Raw genomic sequence first — 15522 nt, forward strand, 5'->3', positions numbered from 1 at the left:
CCACGGCCGTCCTGCCTCGTCGAGGACTCACGCGCCGCCGCCACCGTGATCGGCGTGGCCCCCGGTTGCTGCACCTCGCCGCCGCCGTAAGGCGGGCCGACGCCCCCGCCCGGAGAACGGCGGGGGCTTCGGCCTGCCGTGCGCTCGGCGGCATCCGAACCGCCTGACGGCACGTTCCCCCTCAGGAGAAGCGCTCGGCCGGCGGTTCTCGCCTACCGGGCCGTTTCCGTCCAGGTGACCGGCAGTTCGTGGACGCCGTAGATGTTCATGTCGGTCTTGAGCTTCACCTCGCCTGCGGGGATGGCGAGTTCGAGGGTCGGGAAGCGCCGCAGCAGTCCGGCGAAACCGGCGCGCATCTCGACGCGGGCCAGTTGCTGGCCGAGGCACTGGTGGATGCCGTGGCCGAAGGACAGGTGGCCGCGGGCCTTGCGGTGGACGTCCAGGGTGTCGGGGTTGCCGAAGCGCTCCGGGTCGTGGTTCGCGGCCAGCAGCGAGACAATGACGGTCGATCCCTTGCCGATCGTTTCACCGCCGAGTTCGATGTCCTCCGTGGCGTACCGGAAGAAGACGTCGCCGACGGACAGATAGCGCAGGAGTTCCTCGACGGCATCGGGCAACAGCTCCGGATCGGCGCGCAGTTCGGCCATCTGCTCGGGGTGCTCCAGGAGCGCGAAGGTGCCCAGTGCCAGCATGTTGGCGGTGGTCTCGTGGCCCGCGAGCAGCAGCAGGAACGCGATACCGACCAGTTCCTCGATGGTGAGGTCGTCATGGCCCGCCAGGTCGGACAGTAGGTCGTCGCCGGGCTCGGCGCGTTTACGCGTGACCAGTTCGGCGAGGTACGCGGTCAGCGCTTCGTACGCGGCCATCTTCTCCTCCAGCGACTGGTCCTTGACCATGATCTGGGCGGAGTTGACCTGGAAGTTCTCCCGGTCCTCGTAGGGGACACCGAGCAGTTCGCAGATCACCAGCGAGGGCACCGGCAGCGCGAACTCCCTGACCAGGTCGACCGGCGGGGCAAGGCGCGCCATCTCGTCCAGTTGCCGCTCGGCGATGTCGCGGATGTGCTCCTCGAGCTGCTTCATGCGCCTGACGGTGAAGGCGCCGGTGAGCTTGCGCCGCAGCCGGGTGTGGTCCGGCGGGTCCATGGCGACGAACAAGCCCGGCACCTGCGGGGACGGTTCGGTCATGGCGGGCATGCCGGGGGTCTCGTACGGCAGGTGGAGAACACCGATGTCCTGGCGGGAGCTGAACCGGGTGTCGGCCATGAGCTGGCGGACCGCGTCGTAGCCGGTGACGAGCCAGCCCTCGTGACCGTCGGGGAAGACCATCGGGCTGACCGGGCGGGCCCCGCGCAGCAGGCTGATGTCGCGGGGCGGGTCGAAGGGGCCGGCATCGCGCTCCATCGGGAGGCCGTGCGGGGTGGGAACCATGTCACTGTCACTCATCGGACTTCCTTTCGTGGCGGTTGTTCCTCATGGCCGTTGTTGCTCATGGCCGTTGTTGCTCGTGACGGTTGTTGCGGCCAGGCGACTGCGGGCGACTACGGACCGGCGCGGCGTCCTGGCGTAGGCATGACAGATAGCCCCTGGGAGGAGCCCTCCCGTTCGCATGCTGACGCGGCTGGGGGAGCGGGCGAGTTGGCGGTTTCGGGTCTCAGGGTCGGGCGCGGCGGATGTCGATGTTGCCGTAGCGGGTGCGGGCGTGGACCTTGACGGTGTCCTCGGTCTCCGGCGGGGCCTGGGAGGCGGCGAGGGTGTTGCGCACCTGCCCGTGGCTGGAGCTGACGTCGAGCCAGGCGGCGGTGCCTTCGTGGATGCCGATGTCGATGGCGCCGTAGGAGGTCTCCAACTGGATGGTGTCGCGGGTGACTTCGGTGACGCGCAGGGTGCCGTGGGCGGTGGTGGCGGTGACCGAGCTTTCGGCGCGGGTGATGTCGATGTCGCCGTTGGCGCCGCTGACCCGCAGGTCACCGATGGCTGCGCCGACGGTGGTGGAGCCGTGCGAGTTCTTCAGGACGGCGGGGCCGTTGACGGTGCCGACGCGCAGGCTGCCGGAGCTGGTGGTGATCTCGGCCATGCCCTCGATGCGGTCGACGGCGATCGAGCCGTGGGAGACGGTCAGTTGCACCGGCCCGGTGGCGTCGAGGCGGACGTCGCCGGTGGAGGTCTTGACGCGGACCTCGCCGAGCCGGCCCTCGCCCAGGACCTGGGTCCAGGAGCCGGTGGTGTCGATGTGCGAGCCAGTGGGCAGTTCGACGGTCACGTCGACGGTGCCGGTGCGGCCGACGAAGTAGCGCTGCTTGGGCGTCCTGACGCTCAGGGCGCCGCTCGCGTAGGTGACTTCGGTCTGGTCGGCGGCCCGTACGTCCGCCTCCCGCTTGGGGTCGCGGGGTCGTACCTCGACGACCGTGTCGAGGCGGTCGCCGGCGGCGAACCGGATGGAGCCGGCGGTCACGTGCGCGGTGGCGGAAATCGCTTCGGGAGTGTCGAAAGAAGGCATGGCTCTACCGTCCTCATAAGTCCTTGGACGTCCCCCGTGGGACGTGGAGTGGGTGAAAAGTGGTGCGATGCGGGCACTGGCGATGGCGCTGACGCGGTCAGCGCACCCAGCCCGTGAAGCCCTGTCCGGTGGTGCGGGCCTGCTCCGTCGTACGCGGCCGCGTGCCGCCGCCGACCGCGGCCGACACCGCCCGCACCAGCCACGCGTTGACCGACAGGCCCTCGCGACTCGCGGCCTCCTCCGCGCGCGCCTTGAGGTGGGCCGGCAACCGCAGATTGACCCGAGCGGTGCCACCCTCATCGCCCTCGGCGGGCGCCGGCCCCCCGACCGGCTCGACGGGCACGACCGGCTCCACGGAGGCGCCACCACCGACCGGCGGCGGCGTCACCACGAAGTCGGGGTCCAGCCCCCGCAGCCGCACGTCGACCGAGCCCGGCGCCAGCTCGCGAGTGATCTCGTCCATCGCGGCGGAGAGCACATTGAGCATCGTCAGACGGGTCGCCGACTCCAAAGGAGCAGTGAGCCGCTCGGCCAGCTCGCGAGCATCTTCCCCGCCGGCCTCGGCGGCCACCGCCAGTTCCCGCCGCAGAGTGTCGACATACGGAGTGAGGTCCATGACGTCATCATGGCACCATCATGGTGCCACACGCAACCCCGAGTGGCACCCCCCGTGGGACGAACCCCAAGGAGGACCAGGAGATACCTTTCCGACCTGGGGAAACACAAGGAGATCGAACTGAGCAACCATCGCGCCATGCGCGCCCATCCGCTTCCGCGAGCGTGAAATGGCGCCGGGTGGCACCATGCGACACCAGATGGCACCAGGCCGCGCCACCCGACATCCTGCGACGCCGGACGATGCCCGCGACGCCACAAAGGGGCCGTCACGACTCCCCTTCCCCAGGACCACACGCAGGTCGCCACCACCCGGACCAGTTCTGGAGATACCGACACACCGACACCGCTAGAGTCGAGCCGGAGCTCGGCCCACAGGGGCTATGGAGAAGGCGGCCGGCTCCCGCACTCCTTGCGTAGGCGTGGACGTGCGGGATTGATCTTGGGGGACGGTGGGAAGTGCCGGATCAGCACGGTGTCATCGACGTCAAGGTAAGCCGACGGGTCCTCTGGGTAGGCGCGGATGCCTATCCGATGCACAACATCACTCGTGCTCGCAGAACGGTGATCCCGCCCAGGCGCGGGTACGAGATATGGCGCTTCCTCAAGGCTGTTGCGGGCTTGGTCCTTGTCGGCACCGTCGTCATGGTCGTGGTGACCGTCGCCGCGGGTGACCCGGCTCCGGGCGACCCGGGGTCGTGGCTCAGTCCTGCCGACGTGGTGGCGGTGGCGGTGCTGCTGCTCATCATCGCCGGCGTCGTCCGGTTGATCCGAGCGCTGATCAGGCCAGTGCTGTATGCGCTGGTCCTTGAGACATCGGCCTCGGAGAACACGGTTCTGGTAAGTGCGGACGAGGAGAGGGTGATCGAGCTCGTCCGTCAGATCACGGGCGCGATCGAAAACGCCTCCGCCGAGTTTCAACTGACGGTGGAGAGCCTCCACGTCGGTGATGTCATCAAGCAGTTCGGCAAGCGCAATATAGGGAAGGTGGTCCGATGAGCGGCGACTTTCATTTCGGTGACCGGGTGGAGCAGTACGGTGACCACAACACGGGCATCATCAAGAACCAGGGTCCGACCGATCCCCGCTCGGCCTTCAGGGACATGATCGCCACGATCCAGGTGCTGAGGAACCAGGTGCCGGCCGAGGATCGCGAGATCATCGACGAATCTCTCCGCGCGATCGGCACCGGTCAGGACGTGCCGCACGGCACCCTGCGTCGCGCTCTCACCAACATCTCCGGCGTGGCGACCATGATCGGCGCGGCGGGGGTGCCTGTCATCGAGTCAGTTCGTCGCGTGATCGAAGCACTGGGCAACTAGCCCACCGCAGATAGGGCCACGCCCCTTCGCCGGCGTGCCATGCCCGTTCCGGCACGCCGGGCTCTCCCAACCGCCCCATAGCCGCCGCTCGCGTATTCCCACGACGATGTCGGATCACACCGCCTGTTTGTTCATGGAGATGCCAAGGTCCAACCGTGCCTGCTCGTGATAGTTGTTCAGTTCCTCGACCAGTCTGAAGCCGCGCACGTGGCGCATTCGACAGCTGCCGCAGGCACGGCAGCCACATGGGGAACCTCCGCTGGCCAGCGGCATCATGACGCGCAACGCCTACGGAGCCGGGTTCGGTCCTCGGCAGTGCCGAGCCTCAGGACCTGGAGGCCCGCCCATGCCCGCGGTGCACGGGCGCGCCGGTTTCCACAACGCGCGGACGGGGTTGCCGACTTGTGGTCGATGGGTCTGTACTGGAGAGGCCGGCGGTCAGTGTCGCATCGAGAGCCTGGCTGCTGTTCGCAACGGCGTCTACGGGGGGAAGGCCATGATGGACATCAATTCCTTACTCGGTCAGGTCGTGCCGGCGGTCGGCGCGGCGGTGGGGGCCTACGGCGTCGCCGTGTTGAACCGGGCCGAGGGCCAGGCTGCCGACGCGACGGTGCAGTTGGGGCAACGGCTACTCGACCGGATCCTGCACCGTACGCCCGACCGCACACCGATCGAGGCAGCGGTGACGGACCTGGCGGAGGCTGCTGACGATCCGGACGCGCTGGCCGCGTTGCGCTTTCAGATCAAGCGCGTTCTGGCGGCCGACCCCTCTCTGGCAACGGAGTTGGCGAAGCTGCTTCCGGAGGAACCCACCGTCCGAGGTGGTGGCCCTCGGAGTGTGGAGGTCGGCGGGGACGTGTCCGGGATCGTCTCGACCGGGGACGGCGCATGGAATGTCCAGGGCCGGTGAGCGGCGGGTCAGGCCCGCTGGACGGGCCTGCGGCACGGATGTCCCCGAGTCCCGACCCGTCCGGTGCCCAGCAATCGGTCGTGGTGCACGGCGACGTTCACGGCATCGTCAGCACCGGCGACTACCCCATCAACGTCAACTACGTCGACGGCAGATTCGTTCAGACCCAGAGCGTGCTGGAGCTTCCCCTGCGCGATGCCTCGGTACTGGCGGCCCCTGCCCCGGCCCCGCTGTTCGGCCGCGACGACATCGTGGAGCAGGTCGGCCGGGAGTTGGCCGGGGGTACCAGTGTCCAGCTGTACGGGGCTGCGGGCGTCGGGAAACAGGCCATCGCAGAGGCGGTGCACCGGAAGCTGGCAGGGCAAGGGCGACGCGGCCACGTCCTCTGGCCTCGGCCTGGGGAGACGCTCACCCTGGCGATCCTCTACCAACGGCTGGCCGAGGCGTTCTTCGGCAAGTCCTTCCTGCGGGAAGTGGACGAGACCGTACTGCGTGCAGCCGTCGCCGCCGTCTCCGATGTGCACATCACGGCCTTCGACTGCGCGCTGGACGGATCGGACGTGGCCCGTGTACTGCAGACCTTCTCCGGGTGCACGTTCCTCTTCACCTCTCCGTATGCGACCCTGCCGGCTCCCGGAGCGTCCCATCACGTCCAGCCCCTGGGACGGGAGGCCGCGATCGAACTGCTCAGCTCCGAACTGGGACTGCCGTTGGGCCCGGTCGGCCTGCAGCACCTCCAGTTCGATCACGTCTACCGGATGTCCGAGGGCAAGCCGCAACGTCTGTTCCAGTACGCGCAGTTCATCAAGGGCTCGGACCGCTGGCGTGCCGGCGCGGCCAGGGGGCCCCACGACCAGCCGCCGCCGGTCGACCCGGACCAGCTGAGCCCGCAGCTTCAGGCCGAGGCTCTGGCCGTCGCCCTGAGCGAGCCGGCCCGGCGCGTGCTGGTGGCGCTGACGACGTTCGGCACGCCACTGGCCGCGGCCTGGTTCGCTCCGGTCACCGGAGACCCCCAGGCAGCGAGTGCGGGGGCGGAACTCCACGACCGGCGTCTGGTCACGCGTCGCTACGGCACTTACCAGATCACGGAAGAAGCCGCCTCTGCCGTTCGTAGCCAGAATTGGCCCCCCACCTCGGCGACCACGGCGGCCGAAGGGCTGTCGTCAGCGCTGACGACCGCGGACGGTCCACCGCCGCCCGAACCGTTTCTCCTGTTGTCCATCGCCCGCGCGCTGTACGACGCACAGGAATGGGCCCTGACCGTACGCTTCGTCAAGACTGCTGCGCCGATCGCCCTGACCGCGGGCCGCGGCCAGATCGCCCTGCAGCTCTACGCGTTGGGGAAGATCGCTGCAACCCGAGGCGGAAGGCCCGGCGACCTCGATTACTACACCCTCGCCGAGGAGCACACCCGCAATGTGCTGACCGGCGACAGGGCGGCGGTGGCGGCAGCGTTGGCGGTCGTCTCCGCCCCCGTCGTCCCGACGGCGAAGATCGGCAACCTGATCGCACACCTCACCAAGCTCGGCACCGCCAAGCTCGCCGTCGCCGCAGGGGCCGCGGCCGTGGTGGCGGCTGCCGCGACCGTCGCCGTGGTGGCGGCAAGCGGGCCCGATACGCCCGCCGGCTGCGCCGAGGCCAAACAAGCCCTGGGCGACTTGAACGCCACCCAGGACACACGCGTGGTGCAAGATCTTGTCGGCCAGGACAGAAAAGTGGCGGCCGGCCTGAGCGCCGCGGCAGCAAAGGCAACCGATCCGAAGGTGCGCTCCGCGATCCAGACTCGGGCCGACCAGAGAAACAACGCGGCCGACACCCTGGAGCGCAACGGCGACGGCCTCGGCGGCGATGTGCACCCCGACGTCCGAGCCAACCTTCTTGGCGGCCAGGCACTTCACGAGAGACTTCAGGACCGCATAACTATCCGCCCCGTCTGCCCCAAGCTTTTGGATTGACCGCAGCGCCGCGCCCCAGTCCGGTGGTGGAAGCCGGCGGTGCCCGCACAACAGGTCCCCGCCGGAGAAACGGACAATGACCCAAATGCGGTGATCTCAAGGGCCTGCCGGGGCCTGTCGTCAATCTCCGGACGTCCGCCCGATGGGCGGGCCCCGCGGCGGATGCCGGACCGGCGACGGGGCCGGCTGGGCGAGACAGCAAGACGGAGTGCGTTACCGGTGACCTCAACTCTGCCGTGGAGGCCGGTGCCGGTCGACTACATCCGAGGTACCTCGGCAATGTCACGATGGCTGGGACCGTCGCGCGGCTCGACTCCCAGCGCTCCGCGTTCGATCGGGTCGGGGACGCGCTGAGGGGTGACGGCAACCGGCCGGACGACGACGGCACGGGCGGCGCCCTGGTGGCCATCTGACCGCCCCCGCGCCAGCCCTGCAAGGCGGTTGCCGTCAACCACGGCCGTCAACACAAAAGCCGGAGGCCCTGTCGATCACTCGACAGGGCCTCCGGCTTGCTGTGCGCTCGGCAGGATTCGAACCTGCAACCTTCTGATCCGTAGTCAGATGCTCTATCCGTTAAGCTACGAGCGCTTGGCTTTCCGGCGGTTTTTCTTGCCGGTCGGCGTTGCGGGAACAACATTACATGACCTGCGCCGTCACGCGAAATCCGATTCCCATACCCACCCTGACCTGCGGAAATACCGTTGAGGGGGATGGTGGAGGCCAGCAGCCCCAAGGGGAGTCCTCGATGATCCGGACGAAGTTCGGGCGGGTGTAGCCCTCTTCGAGGCGGGGTGGTCGGTGACGGTGGCCTCGCGGGACTCAGCGGGTCGAGCGTCGCAGCCGGCACCGAGGACATCGCCGAGGACGCCGTCGACGACCTCGCCGAGTACGTCGAGTTCGATGCCCGGTATGACGGGGGCCACTTCCGGTGGTCGTCTGGTGCGGGATCCGGACGGGTGGAGGGCCGGTGCCCGGTGGGCGGGGACGGGCTGCCTGCAGGTGGGGACACGCGCCGGGGGTCACCGGGGGGGCGATGCGGAGGCCTGGTGGAAGTGGGAACGGCGGAGGAGCGGGGGCGGGAGCCGTACGCGGAGGGGCGCGCCCAGGCAGCGGAGAGGGAGGGAGGCAGAGGAGAAGGGGAGGAGGGGCGGAGGAAGTCGTCGCTGCCGGTGCGGGGCGGTGGCGGGGCGCGCGGGCCGGGTGAGCCTCGGGCGGTAGGGGCGGTAGGGACCGCGCGGGCCGCGGGGAGGGTCGGGCCCCGGAAAGGACTCGGGCGCCGGAAAAGGCTCAGGCCCTGATCGTGATCGATCAGGGCCCGAAGTGGAAGAAGGAGCGGAGGCGGAGGGATTTGAACCCTCGATGGGTGGTAAGACCCAAACCGCATTAGCAGTGCGGCGCCATAGACCGGACTAGGCGACGCCTCCCCACACCTCACGCGCGCAAGCGCGCTGTGGTGTGTCCAGATGATGGCACAGCTCCAGGGGCTGTCACCAATCGCCCCCTACGGTACTAGCCCCGCGGCCCACCCGGCAAAGACGTTCCTGCGGCGCAACGTCGGGGGCGGCGGTGCGTTAGGAGTGTCAGGGCCGTGCGGCGATCCGCGTGTCGTGCGCCCCGGGCGCGTGCCGACCGGGCACCGCCCCGCACTCGCCCCCCTGGAGCCCGTGATGCCGTCTCGCCGGACGCCCTCCTTCTTCGCCGCGGCCACCGGTGCCGCCACCGCCGCCGCGGCCGTCGTCGCCGCGCTCGCCCTGGCGCCGGCCGCCGCTGCCGCCCCGATCCCACTGCCGCACCACCAGTCCGCGGACGGCGTCTCGCACACGGGCCACCACGCGGCCGCCGGGGCCCGCGGCAGGCGCGCCGACCACCTCACCGTCACCGTCACCGGCTCCGGCTCGGCCCGTACGGACGGCACCTTCGAGCTCTACTGCCACCCCGCTCGGGGCAACCACTTCGACGCGGCGCGGGCCTGCGCCAGGCTCGACAGGATGACGCGCTGGGGCCGCGACCCGTTCGCGCCCGTGCCGCAGGGCGCGCGGTGCACGATGATGTACGGCGGTCCCGCCAGAGCGCATGTCAGCGGGACCTGGGCGGGGCGCCCCGTCAACGCCGAGTTCCGGCGCACCGACGGGTGTGAGATCGAACGCTGGGGCCGCTTCGAACCCATGCTCCCGTCGACCGCTTTGTGACCCGGTTCGTGCCGCAGTAGCGCGCCAGGTCAGGACGAGGGGCACATGTCGGGCGTGCGGTGAGTCGCGCAGTGGCGCGGCATAACCTCCCCGTCATCCGCCTCCGCGTCGCGGGGAAGTGCCCGTAGACTCCATCCCAGCGACCCGCCCCGGCGAGTCGGCAAGGTGCGGTAACAGGGAGGAAGCGTCGTCGTGAGCAGCAGGCCATCCCGAGGCGCTGCTCGCCTCGCAGCCATACTCGACGCCCTCCCCGACGCGCTGTTGCTCGTCAACTGCAACGGCACGGTCGTCAACGCCAACACCATCGCGCTGGAGACCTTCCAGACGCCGGGCACGGCCCTCGTCGGGCGCGGTCTGCTCGACCTCCTGCCATCCTTCGACTCCAAGCGCATCCCCGGCTCCATGCGGCGCCGGGACGACGAGGTCGAGGGCCGGACCAAGCCGACGCGGATGGTGGCGCGGCGCACCGACGGGTCCGAGCTGCTGGTCGAGGTGACCAGCGCCAATCTGGAGGACGGCCGCACCCCGTACGAGTCCGCCTTCGAGGCGGCGTACGCCGACCACCGCAACGGCTACACCGGCGACGAGCTGCTGATGCTCGTCGTGCGGGACCTGACCGGGACGCTGGACACCGAGACCGAGCTGGCCCGCCAGCAGCGGCAGACCGAGATGATCCTGCGGGCCGCGGCGGAGGGTGTCGTCGGGGTCGACTCCGAGGGCAAGGTCGTGCTCGTCAACCCGTCCGCCGCGCAGATCCTGGGCTACCGGGCGAGCGAGCTGGGCGGCAAGGAGCTGCACCCGCTGATCCACCACTCGCGGGGGGACGGTTCGGCGCTCCCGTGGGAGGACACGCCGCTCGCCGACACCCTCAAGTCCGGGCGCAAGCACCGGGTGCGCGGGCAGGCGCTGTGGGCCAAGGACGGCCGTTCGGTGTCCGTCGACCTGACGACGGCGCCGGTGCGGGACGGCGATCAGCTCGTGGGCGCCGTGATGACGTTCACCGACCGGCGGCCGTACGACGCGCTGGCGGCGCGGCACGCCCAGCTGCTGGCGGTGCTGGGGCAGTCGCTGCGCGGGCCGCTGGAGGAGCTGGGCGGCGAGCTGGGCACCCTCGCGTCCGACCCGGCGGGCCAGCTGTGGCCCGAGGCGAACCAGATCCTGCACCATCTCGCGGCCGGGCACGCCCGGATGACGACGCTGGTGGACAACGTCCTGAGCTACCAGCGGCTGGACTCCGGCAAGGAGAAGCTCGACCTCGTGAAGGTCTCGCTGGACGCGGTGGTCGCGGCCGGTGTGGAGGGCGCGGTCGAGCTGATCGGGCCCGGGCGGGCGCAGTTCGCGGTGCATGCGCCGCCGATAGCGGCGATGGTCGACCCGGAGCGGCTTGCGCAGGCGCTGTCGCATCTGATCGCGGACGTCGCGGGGGTGGACTCGACGGGGCGGATGCCGGTCGGTGCGGCGGCTGCCGGGGCGGGTGGCCGTACGGGGCAGGTCGCCGGTGACTCGACGATCGTGGTGGCGGCGGCCAAGCGCGGCGAGGTCGTACGGATCGAGGTGCGCGGGCCGTACGGCGGCGGCGATCCGGTCCATGAGCCGCTGGTGCGCGGGATCGTCCGGCTGCACGGCGGGCTGATGCAGACACACGAAATGCCGGGGGCGCCGGGCGGTGCCGGTGCGGGTGGCAGCGCGTATGTGCTGGAGCTGCCGGTGCTGGTGGATGACGCGGCGCCGGACGGGCCGGCGGGCGGGAAGAGCGGCAAGAGCGGTAAGGACAGCAAGGGCAGTAAGGGCGGCAAGGACGAGGCGGCGGGCGGGGGCACCGGTGGTCCGGCGACCGCCGGGGGTGTGCCCGGGACGGACGGCCGCGGGCAGCACGGCGGCACCGGCGGGGCCGGGGAGCCGCTCGCGGGCGCACCGGACGCCACGGGCGCGGCGCAGCCCACCGGGCGCCGGCGGGCCCGGCGTTCGGGCGCGGAGCAGGCGCCGGGCAGCGGTACGGGCGGGGCTGCGCAGGGTCCCGCGGGAGACGGTACGCAGGGCGCGGGACTGCCGTCGGGCATGGCGGGGGCCGAGTCGGTACCGCCGAGCGGCCGGCGCCGGGCGCGGCCGGCGCCGGAGGGCCGGGCCGCGCTGCCCGCGCTGCCGTCCGGGGCACCGGCGGGCGCCGGGCGTCCGGGGCAGGGCCCTGGTGCCGGTCCGGCACCCGCGCTGGAGCCCGCCGGTGCGCCGGGGCACGGGCTGACGCCGGCGGTGGCGCCGGCGCTCGGGCCGGTACCGCCGAACGGACCGGCCCAGGGTCGACTTCCCGGGCAACCCGAGGGTTTGGGGCCGGTGCAGGCGGCGGGACGGCGGGCGCGCCGGGCGCTGGCCGAGGCACCGGGCCGGGCCGACGCCACGGCCGCGGTCCCGAACGCGCCGCAGCGGCCGGGCGGTCCCGCGGCGCAGCCGCCCGCCGGGCCGCGTACGCCGTTCGCGCTGCCGCCCGCCGCGGCGGACCAGAACCCGCAGGACCGGGCCGGGCAGCCGGTGCCGGCGCTGCCCGCGGCCGCCGGGCAGCCGGCCGGCCCGCAGGACGGTGCCGGTACGGGGCGCCGCCGGGCGCGCCGTCCGGTGGCCGGCGGACCGGAGCAGGCGCCCGGCGCGCAGCCCGGCAGCGAGCCGGAGACCGCCGCCGACTCCCCTGAGTCTCAAGGCGATTGGGCTGCCGCGCCGGCGGAGCCGACCGGCCGGCGCCGGGGGCGGCGGGCCGCGGCCGAGGAACGCGCGGCGGCGGCGATGGCCGACGCCGAGGCGTCCGGCACGTTCGTGGCGGGCCCCGAGGGCCTTGTCGCCCAGCCCGCCGAAGGGGACACACCGGCCGCGGCGACCGGTACGGCCACCGGCTCGGCGCCCGGCATCGCCCCCTCCCCGGACGGCGGCGCCAGCACCCCCGCCGGCGCCCCCACGGGCCGCCGGCGCGGACGCCCCAGCCCCGCCGAGGAGGCCGCGCCCGCACCGGGCGCCGCCCCCGTACCCCCGCAGGGTCCGCCCACGGCCCACCCGCACCGGCAGCCGCTGCCGCCGGCCGAGGCGGACGCCTCCCAGGGCCGGGCCTTCAGCGTGCGCACGCTCGGCCAGGGCGTGCCGTTCGCCCAGCAGCTCGCCGAGCAGCAGCGCCCGGCGCCGCAGGCCGGCGCCGCACCGGCGGGCGGTACGCCGCCCGGCGGCACCTCCGCCGGTTCCGGCCGGCGCCGCAAGCTCGCCGCGCCGCCGCGTGACGGCGAGCGCGGTACGCCCGCCGAGGGCACCCCGCGCGAGGCGCACCCGCCGGTCGGCGCCCAGCCGCCCCACCAGCCCGCCGGGCAGCAGCCGCCCGCCAAGCCGCAGGCGGGGCCGCAGGCGCATCTCATGGAGGCCGGCGAGGGCCGCGCCTTCGCCATCTCGGCACCCGACGAGGGCAGCGAGGGCCCCGAGCCGCTGGACGGCCCGAACGGCGCCATAGAGGTGATGGAGCGTCAGCAGCTGCCGATGGACGACGAGTTGCCGCCGGAGCCGCTGGACAACCCGCGCCGGCTGCTGGTCTGGCCGGCGCCGGACGTCTCCACCCAGCAGGCGCTGAGCGACCGCGGCTACCGGCCGGTGATCGTCAACTCCCGTGAGGAGGTGGACGCGCAGATCGCCGCGTATCCGGCGGCGCTCTTCGTCGACCCGCTGACCGGGCCGATCACCCGCACCGCGCTCCAGTCGCTGCGCCAGGCCGCGGGCGCGGCCGAGGTGCCGGTCCTGGTGACCGCCGGTCTGGGGCAGGCCACCCGGGAGGCCGCGTACGGGGCCGACCCGGCCGTCCTCCTCAAGGCGCTCGCCCCGCGCGACGGCGAAGACGTTGCGCCGCGGGTGCTGCTGATCGAGCAGAACGACGCCATCGCGGGCGCCCTGACCGCGTCGCTGGAGCGGCGCGGGATGCAGGTCGCGCGGGCCGGCGCGGACGCCGACGCGGTCACGCTCGCGACGCAGATACGGCCGAATCTCGTCGTCATGGACCTGATGCAGGTGCGCCGCCGCCGGGCCGGGATCGTCGACTGGCTGCGTGCCAACGGGCTGCTCGACCGCACCCCGCTGGTCGTCTACACCTCCGCCGACATGGACCCGGCCCAGCTGCCGCGGCTCGCCGCCGGGGAGACGGTGCTCTTCCTGGCGGAGCGCTCCACCAGCGCCGAGGTGCAGGGCCGGATCGTGGACCTGCTGGCCAAGATCGGTACGAACTGACGGTGCGGGGACCGGGCGACCGGACCCCGCAGCACCCCGGAGGACCGGCTCACGCCAGGTGGGTCACGTCCAGCTCACCGTCCGCGTACTGCCGCCGCAGCACCTTCTTGTCGAACTTCCCCACGCTCGTCTTCGGCACCGACGGGATGACCGCCCACCGCTCGGGCAGCTGCCAGCGCGCGATCCGCTCGCCGAGGAACGCCCGCAGCTCCTCGTACGTGATCGCCGTACCGTCCGTCAACACCACCGTCGCCAGCGGCCGTTCGCCCCACTTCTCGTCCGGCACGGCCACCACGGCGGCCTCCGCGACCCCGGGGTGGGCCATCAGGTGGTTCTCCAGCTCCACCGACGAGATCCACTCGCCGCCCGACTTGATGACGTCCTTGGCCCGGTCGGTCAGCGTCAGATAGCCGTCCGGGGTGATGGTCCCGACGTCGCCGGTGCGCAGCCAGCCGTCCGGGCTGAACTTGTCCTCGGGGCGCAGCGGTTCACCCTGCGCCCCGCCGTAGTACGCCCCCGCGATCCACGGCCCGCGCACCTCCAGCTCGCCGGCCGCGACGCCGTCCCGGGGCAGCTCCTCGCCGTTCGGGCCGATCAGCCGGGCCTCGACGGAGGCCGGGAAGCGCCCCTGGGTGGCGCGGTAGGCCCACTCCTCCTCGCCGCTCACCCCGGCCGGCGGGTGCGAGACGCTGCCCAGCGGCGAGGTCTCGGTCATGCCCCAGGCGTGCACGACCCGGATCCCGTGCCGCTCCTCGAATCCGCGCATCAGGGCCGGCGGGCACGCCGATCCGCCGATGACGACGGTGTGCAGGCAGGCCACGTCCCGCTTGCGGGCGTCGAGTTCGGCCAGCAGGCCCTGCCAGATGGTCGGTACGGCGGCGCCGATGGTGGGCCGGACCCGCTCGATCATCTCGGCGAGCGGGGCGGGCTGCAGGAAGCGGTCCGGCATCAGGAGCGAGGCCCCGGCCATGAACGCGGCGTGCGGCAGTCCCCAGGCGTTCACATGGAACATCGGCACCACGGGAAGCGTGATGTCCCGCGAGCTGAGGGCGAACGCCTCGGCGGTGTTCACCTGCATCGAGTGCAGATACAGCGAACGGTGGCTGTACAGCACGCCCTTGGGGTCGCCGGTCGTCCCGGACGTGTAGCAGAGCGCCGCCGCCTCCCGCTCGTCGATCTCCGGCCAGTCGTAGTGCTCCGGCCGGCCGGCGATCAGCTCCTCGTAGTCGTGCACCCGGGCCGGGGATTCCGCGAGCAGCCCCCGGTCGCCGCCCCCGCCGACGACGACCACGTGCTCCACCCCGGGCAGTGCCGGCAGCAGCGGTGCCAGCAGCGGGATCAGCGTCCCGTTCACCAGCACGACCCGGTCCTCGGCGTGGTGGACGATCCATGCCAACTGCTCGGCCGGCAGCCGCAGGTTGAGCGTGTGCAGCACCGCGCCCATGGCGGGGATCCCGAGGTACGCCTCCATGTGCTCGGCGTTGTTCCACAGGAGCGTGGCGACCCGCTCCTCGGCGGCCACTCCCAGCTCGTCGCGCAGCGCGTGCGCCAGCTGGGCGGCCCGGCGGCCGATCTCGGCGAAGGTGCGGCGGTGCGGCTCGGCCTCGCCGGTCCAGGTGATCACCTGCGACTTCCCGTGGACTGTGGACCCATGGGTGAGGATTCGCGAGACGGTGAGCGGTACGTCCTGCATCGTGCTGAGCACCGGGTTGCCTCCGCTTGTTACGGGCGGGTAGTGGTGCTGCGATTGTCGAGGCATACCGCTGGGTATGTCACGCCTCCGTGGC

Annotated in this window: 11 protein-coding genes and 2 tRNA genes; 7 read left to right on the forward strand and 6 right to left on the reverse strand. The window is 72.1% G+C overall.

Annotation, left to right across the window (positions count from 1 at the left end; translation table 11 throughout):
- Positions 1-212: 212 nt before the first annotated feature.
- The 3 genes from GR130_RS38845 to GR130_RS38855 form a co-directional block, all read right to left on the reverse strand.
- Positions 213-1445 carry a cytochrome P450 gene (locus tag GR130_RS38845; RefSeq protein ID WP_236573870.1) on the reverse strand — a complete coding sequence of 411 codons (1233 nt, stop codon included), beginning with the start codon at positions 1443-1445 and terminating at the stop codon, positions 213-215.
- Positions 1446-1653: 208 nt separating this feature from the next.
- Positions 1654-2499: a DUF4097 family beta strand repeat-containing protein gene (locus GR130_RS38850; RefSeq protein WP_159509320.1), complete on the reverse strand. Its 846-nt coding sequence runs from the start codon at positions 2497-2499 to the stop codon at positions 1654-1656.
- A gap of 97 nt (positions 2500-2596) precedes the next feature.
- A complete protein-coding gene (locus tag GR130_RS38855; RefSeq protein ID WP_159509322.1) occupies positions 2597-3115 on the reverse strand; it encodes a toxin-antitoxin system HicB family antitoxin in 519 nt (172 codons plus the stop codon).
- Positions 3116-3573: 458 nt separating this feature from the next.
- Here GR130_RS38855 and GR130_RS38860 point away from each other — a divergent pair, with 458 nt between their 5' ends.
- From GR130_RS38860 to GR130_RS41495, 5 genes are all read left to right on the forward strand, one after another.
- Entirely contained in the window at positions 3574-4113 is a 540-nt protein-coding gene (locus GR130_RS38860) for a DUF6232 family protein (protein WP_159509324.1), read from the forward strand.
- Positions 4110-4436 (forward strand): hypothetical protein, encoded by a 327-nt coding sequence (locus GR130_RS38865; protein WP_159509326.1) that lies wholly within the window; start codon positions 4110-4112, stop codon positions 4434-4436. Before GR130_RS38860 ends, GR130_RS38865 begins: the two co-directional genes overlap by 4 nt.
- Before the next feature lie 496 nt (positions 4437-4932).
- Positions 4933-5346 carry a hypothetical protein gene (locus GR130_RS38870; protein WP_236573871.1) on the forward strand — a complete coding sequence of 138 codons (414 nt, stop codon included), beginning with the start codon at positions 4933-4935 and terminating at the stop codon, positions 5344-5346.
- 80 nt (positions 5347-5426) lie between these two features.
- The gene (locus GR130_RS38875; RefSeq protein WP_159509328.1) at positions 5427-7301 is read left to right on the forward strand and encodes an ATP-binding protein; all 1875 of its coding nucleotides are present in this window, start codon (positions 5427-5429) and stop codon (positions 7299-7301) included.
- Positions 7302-7588: 287 nt separating this feature from the next.
- Positions 7589-7714, forward strand: coding sequence for a hypothetical protein (locus GR130_RS41495; protein WP_268977954.1), 126 nt, complete (start codon positions 7589-7591; stop codon positions 7712-7714).
- Positions 7715-7816: 102 nt separating this feature from the next.
- Here the strand turns inward: GR130_RS41495 and GR130_RS38880 are convergent.
- Both GR130_RS38880 and GR130_RS38885 read right to left on the reverse strand, forming a co-directional pair.
- Positions 7817-7889 (reverse strand) — tRNA-Arg (locus GR130_RS38880).
- Between the two features lie 745 nt (positions 7890-8634).
- Positions 8635-8725: transfer RNA gene (locus GR130_RS38885), tRNA-Ser, on the reverse strand.
- Positions 8726-8968: 243 nt separating this feature from the next.
- On the opposite strand from GR130_RS38885, the gene GR130_RS38890 reads away from it, so the two are divergent.
- Together GR130_RS38890 and GR130_RS38895 are read left to right on the forward strand one after the other, a co-directional pair.
- A complete protein-coding gene (locus GR130_RS38890) occupies positions 8969-9490 on the forward strand; it encodes an SSI family serine proteinase inhibitor (RefSeq protein ID WP_159509330.1) in 522 nt (173 codons plus the stop codon).
- 192 nt (positions 9491-9682) lie between these two features.
- The gene (locus GR130_RS38895) at positions 9683-13735 is read left to right on the forward strand and encodes a PAS domain-containing protein (RefSeq protein ID WP_159509332.1); all 4053 of its coding nucleotides are present in this window, start codon (positions 9683-9685) and stop codon (positions 13733-13735) included.
- 49 nt (positions 13736-13784) lie between these two features.
- Here GR130_RS38895 and GR130_RS38900 read toward each other — a convergent pair whose 3' ends face one another.
- Positions 13785-15440, reverse strand: a complete 1656-nt coding sequence (locus GR130_RS38900; RefSeq protein ID WP_159509334.1) for a long-chain fatty acid--CoA ligase — start codon at positions 15438-15440, stop codon at positions 13785-13787.
- Between the last annotated feature and the right edge of the window lie 82 nt (positions 15441-15522).

The sequence above is a fragment of the Streptomyces sp. GS7 genome (assembly GCF_009834125.1).
Classification (GTDB): Bacteria; Actinomycetota; Actinomycetes; order Streptomycetales; family Streptomycetaceae; genus Streptomyces.

Bases quoted from the DNA above. Each gene is read 5' to 3' on its own strand.
- GR130_RS38870 (WP_236573871.1), top strand. From the start codon at position 4,933: ATGATGGACATCAATTCCTTACTCGGTCAGGTCGTGCCGGCGGTCGGC.
- GR130_RS38850 (WP_159509320.1), bottom strand. From the start codon at position 2,499: ATGCCTTCTTTCGACACTCCCGAAGCGATTTCCGCCACCGCGCACGTG.
- GR130_RS38855 (WP_159509322.1), bottom strand. From the start codon at position 3,115: ATGGACCTCACTCCGTATGTCGACACTCTGCGGCGGGAACTGGCGGTG.
- GR130_RS38890 (WP_159509330.1), top strand. From the start codon at position 8,969: ATGCCGTCTCGCCGGACGCCCTCCTTCTTCGCCGCGGCCACCGGTGCC.
- GR130_RS38845 (WP_236573870.1), bottom strand. From the start codon at position 1,445: ATGAGTGACAGTGACATGGTTCCCACCCCGCACGGCCTCCCGATGGAG.
- GR130_RS41495 (WP_268977954.1), top strand. From the start codon at position 7,589: ATGGCTGGGACCGTCGCGCGGCTCGACTCCCAGCGCTCCGCGTTCGAT.
- GR130_RS38865 (WP_159509326.1), top strand. From the start codon at position 4,110: ATGAGCGGCGACTTTCATTTCGGTGACCGGGTGGAGCAGTACGGTGAC.